This is a genomic window from Longimicrobium sp., assembly GCF_036280135.1.
Taxonomy (GTDB): Bacteria; Gemmatimonadota; Gemmatimonadetes; order Longimicrobiales; family Longimicrobiaceae; genus Longimicrobium.
In genome coordinates, this window is the sequence record NZ_DASURI010000140.1 from 1 (window position 1) to 4087 (window position 4087).

At 73.1% G+C, this 4087-nt stretch carries 4 protein-coding genes; all 4 read left to right on the plus strand.

What is annotated here, in order from left to right:
- The first annotated feature begins 329 nt into the window (after positions 1 to 329).
- The gene (locus VFZ20_RS04345) at positions 330 to 1709 is read left to right on the plus strand and encodes a TolC family protein (protein ID WP_329682607.1); all 1380 of its coding nucleotides are present in this window, start codon (positions 330 to 332) and stop codon (positions 1707 to 1709) included.
- Positions 1710 to 1723: 14 nt separating this feature from the next.
- Complete coding sequence (locus VFZ20_RS04350) at positions 1724 to 2464, plus strand: ABC transporter ATP-binding protein (protein WP_349264060.1); 741 nt, start codon at positions 1724 to 1726, stop codon at positions 2462 to 2464.
- Positions 2465 to 2481: 17 nt separating this feature from the next.
- On the plus strand, positions 2482 to 3828 hold the full coding sequence (locus tag VFZ20_RS04355) for an efflux RND transporter periplasmic adaptor subunit (protein WP_329682609.1): 1347 nt from the start codon (positions 2482 to 2484) through the stop codon (positions 3826 to 3828).
- Position 3829: 1 nt separating this feature from the next.
- Positions 3830 to 4087 (plus strand): ABC transporter permease (locus VFZ20_RS04360; RefSeq protein ID WP_329682610.1); only part of this gene is annotated, 258 nt, incomplete at its 3' end.

The following is a 4087-nucleotide window of genomic DNA, read 5'->3' on the forward strand; positions in this document are numbered from 1 at the left end:
TCAGAAAACGCGATATCCCATTCAGAGCGGTAGAATAAGAACAAATCAGCGGCTCCGCAACAACGCGTTCCACGCACCGTCCGACGAACCAGATCCCACCCCGTAATCTGCCCCTCATCTCACCGCTTTAACATCCGCCGCACCTCGCGCGTCTCCTTTCCAGAAGCGAATGGCATCGACCACGGGCCAGCCCCGCGGGTCAAGGTGGTGACGCCCTGCAGATCCGACAGGGCCAATCTCCGTGCGCTCGTACGCACTCCTGGAGCATCGGATCGCGAGCCGCCGGCGGAGGTCGGGCCGGCGGATCATCGAACGAGAGAGGCAAGACGATGAAGCAGATGGACTTGCGAGTGGCGCACTGGACGCGCGTGGGCATCGTGGCCGCGGCGCTGATGATCGCGCCGGCCGCGGCGGCGCAGACCACGCCGCAGGGCGCCGCCTCCGCGCAGACGCAGACGGCGTCCGTCCCGGAGACGCAGCCGGCGCGCGCCGTCACGCTGCGGCAGGCGGTGCAGATGGCGCACGAGAGCAACCCGTCCGTCGTGAGCGCCACGGGCGCCATCACCACGGCGCAGGCGGCGGAGCGCAGCGCGCGGGGCGCGTACCTCCCCAGCCTGTCCGTGAACGCGGGCACCTCGCTGGCCGGAACGAGCACCATCGGCACGCCGGCGGCGGGGACGGCGCTGGGCGGCACGTCGGACGCGTACAGCGCGGGCCTGTCGGCGTCGTGGGACGTGTACACGGGAGGCCGCCGCGGCGCCGAGCGCGACGCCGCGCAGGCCGAGACCCGCGCGTCCCAGGCCGACCTGACGGCCCAGCGCGCCAGCGTGTCGCTGGACGTGGAACGCGCCTTTTACGAGGTGCTGCGGACGGAGGACCTGGCCGCCGTCGCCCAGTCGCGCATCCAGCGGGCGGAAGAGGGCGTGACGGCCGCGCAGCAGCGGCTGCAGCTGGGAAGCGCCACGCGGTCGGACCTGCTGCGCGCCCAGCTGGAGCTGAACACGGCCCGCGGCGACCTGCTGCAGGCTCGCACGGAGCGCGACGCGGCGCAGCTGGCGCTGGGCCGCCTGGTCGGCGCGGACGACGCGGTAACGGCCGCGCGCGGCGACGAGTCGCGGGTCGACGCCGTGAGCGACGCGGAGGCGTCCGCGCTCCTGGCGTCCATCCAGAGCGAGGCGCCGGCCGTGATCGCGGCCCGCGCGGCCACGGAATCCGCCTCGGCCGGCGTGGACGCGGCCCGCAGCCAGTACCTGCCGTCCGTCAGCGTGTCCACGGGCTACAACTGGCAGAACTCCGATCCCGTCTTCGACCAGTCGCGGACGAACTGGTCCGTGGGGATCGGCGTGTCGTATCCCATCTTCAACGGATACCAGCGCGAGGAAAGCGTCGTCCGGGCGCGGGCGCAGCAGACCACGTCGCAGGCGCAGCTCGCGGACGCCGTCCGCGGCGTGCGCACGGACGCGGCGCGCGCATTGGGACAGCTGCGGCTGGCGCAGGAGCGCATCGCCCTGGCCGAGCAGGCGCTGACGACGGCGCAGGAGGACCTGCGCGTGCAGCGCGAGCGGTATCGGCTGGGCAGCACGACCATCCTGGAGCTGCTTACGTCGCAGGAGGCGCTGGTGCAGGCCGAGACAGACGTGGTCACGTCGCGCTACGACTACCAGGTGGCCCGCGCGGAGCTGCAGGCCCTGGCCGGGAGGTCGCTGTGAGCGCCGTGGCGACGATGGTGGAGCGCCTGACGGGGCGCCGCGCGGAGACGCCGGCGGAGGACGTGATCCGCGTGCGGGCGCTGCGCAAGGAATACCGCATGGGCGCGGAGACCATCCACGCCCTGCGCGGGGTGGACCTGACCGTGGGCCGCAACGAGTACGTGGCCGTCATGGGCCCGTCCGGATCGGGCAAGTCCACGTTCATGAACATGATCGGCTGCCTGGACACGCCCAGCGCGGGCGAGTACTGGCTGAACGGGCAGCCCGTGGCCCGGCTGGACGACGACGCGCTGGCCAGCATCCGCAACCGCGAGATCGGCTTCGTCTTCCAGACCTTCAACCTGCTGCCCCGCAGCACGGCGCTGGAGAACGTGGAGCTGCCGCTGGTCTACGCCGGCCTGCGCAAGCGCGAGCGAAAGGAGCGCGCGGCCCAGATGCTGGAGCGTGTGGGGCTGGGCGGGCGGATGGACCACAAGCCCAACGAGCTCAGCGGCGGACAGCGCCAGCGCGTGGCCATCGCCCGGGCCCTGGCCACGCGGCCGGCCCTGCTGCTGGCCGACGAGCCCACGGGCGCGCTGGACACGCGCACGGGCGAGGAGATCATGCAGCTGTTCGGCGAGCTGCACGCGCAGGGGCAGACGGTGATGCTGGTGACGCACGAGCCCGACATCGCCGCGCACGCCGAGCGGGTGCTGCTGCTGCGCGACGGGGTGATCGAGAGTGACGAACGGCGCTCCGGCGCGAACGCCCACTGACAAGGATACGGACGACGATGAAGAGCAACTGGAAGAAGGGCGTGGCCGCGGGCGCCGCCGTGGTGATCCTGGGTGCGGGCGGCCTGGCCTTCGGAGGAAATTCGGCGGACGCCAAGACGTCCGCCGCCGCCCCGCAGACGGTGCGGGCGCAGCAGCGCGACCTGGTGCTGCGCGCCGAGGCCAGCGGCGAGGTGGAGCCCATCCGCACCGTGGAGGTCAAGAGCAAGGCGTCCGGCGAGATCCTGCGCGTGCACGTGGAGACGGGCGACTACGTGGAGGCCGGCACCCTGCTGGCGGAGGTCGATCCCCGCGACGTGCAGAACGCGCTGGACCAGGCCGAGGCGGACCTGTCGTCCGCGCAGGTGCAGCTGCGGACGGCGCGGGCCCAGCGCCAGCGGGTGGAGGCGCTGCGGGAGAGCGAGATCGTCACGCAGGACGAGTACGAATCGGCCGTGAACGGCGAGGCCGCCGCGCAGACGCAGCTGGTGCGCGCGCAGACCAACGCGCGGCTGGCCCGCGAGCGCAGCCGCGACGTGACCATCCGCGCGCCCATCGCCGGCACCATCATCACCCGCGCCGTGGAGCCGGGAATGATCATCGCCAGCGCCACGGGCAACGTGTCGGGCGGCACGTCGCTGTTCACCATGGCGGACCTGTCGCGGGTGCAGGTGCGCGCGCGGGTGGACGAGACGGACATCGGCAAGGTGCAGCCGGGGCAGCAGGCGCGGGTGACGGTGGAGGCGTATCCCGGCCAGGGCTTCACGGGCACCGTGCTCAAGGTGGAGCCGCAGGCCGTCGTGGAGCAGAACGTGACCATGTTCCCCGTCCTGGTCCGCCTGGAGAACCCGGAGGGCCTGCTCAAGCCGGGGATGAACGCCGACGTGTCGATGGTGACGGACCGCCGCGCGGGCGCCGTCTCCGTCCCCACGGGCGCCGTGACGACCGTGCGCGAGGCGTCGACGGCCGCCGCCGCGCTGGGGCTGGACGCCGCCACGGTGCAGGCGCAGCTCCGCCCGGCGGGCGGATCGGCCCGCGGTGGACAGGCGGCGGGCGGCGCGCGTTCCGGCGCCGGCGCCAACGGAGCGCGCGGCGGCGGTTCGGCGGACGGGACCACGCGCGGCATCGTCTTCGTGAAGACGGCGGCGGGCCCGGAGCCGCGGGCCGTCACGCTGGGGCTGAGCGACTGGGAGAACGTGGAGGTCGTCCGCGGCGTGGCGGCGGGCGAGGAGGTGTACCTGCTGAGCGGCGCGCTCGTCCAGCAGCAGCAGACGGAGAACGCGGAGCGGATGCGCCAGCGGATGGGCGGCGGCGTGGTGCCCGGCGCGGGCGGCGCTCCGGCGGGCGGCGGACCGCGGGGAGGCTGAGATGAGAATCGGAGAAGTCACGCGCGTCGCCTTCGACGCGGTCATCGCCAACAAGCTGCGGTCGCTGCTGACCATGCTGGGCGTGATCATCGGCATCGCGTCCGTCATCACCATGGTGGCGCTGGGCAACGGCGCGCAAAAGTCCGTGCAGGACCGCCTGGGCGCGCTGGGCACCAACGTCCTCACCGTCCGCAACGGCCAGTCGTTCCAGGGCGGCGTGGACCGCGGCTCCGCCCGGCTGACGGCGGAGGACGCGGAG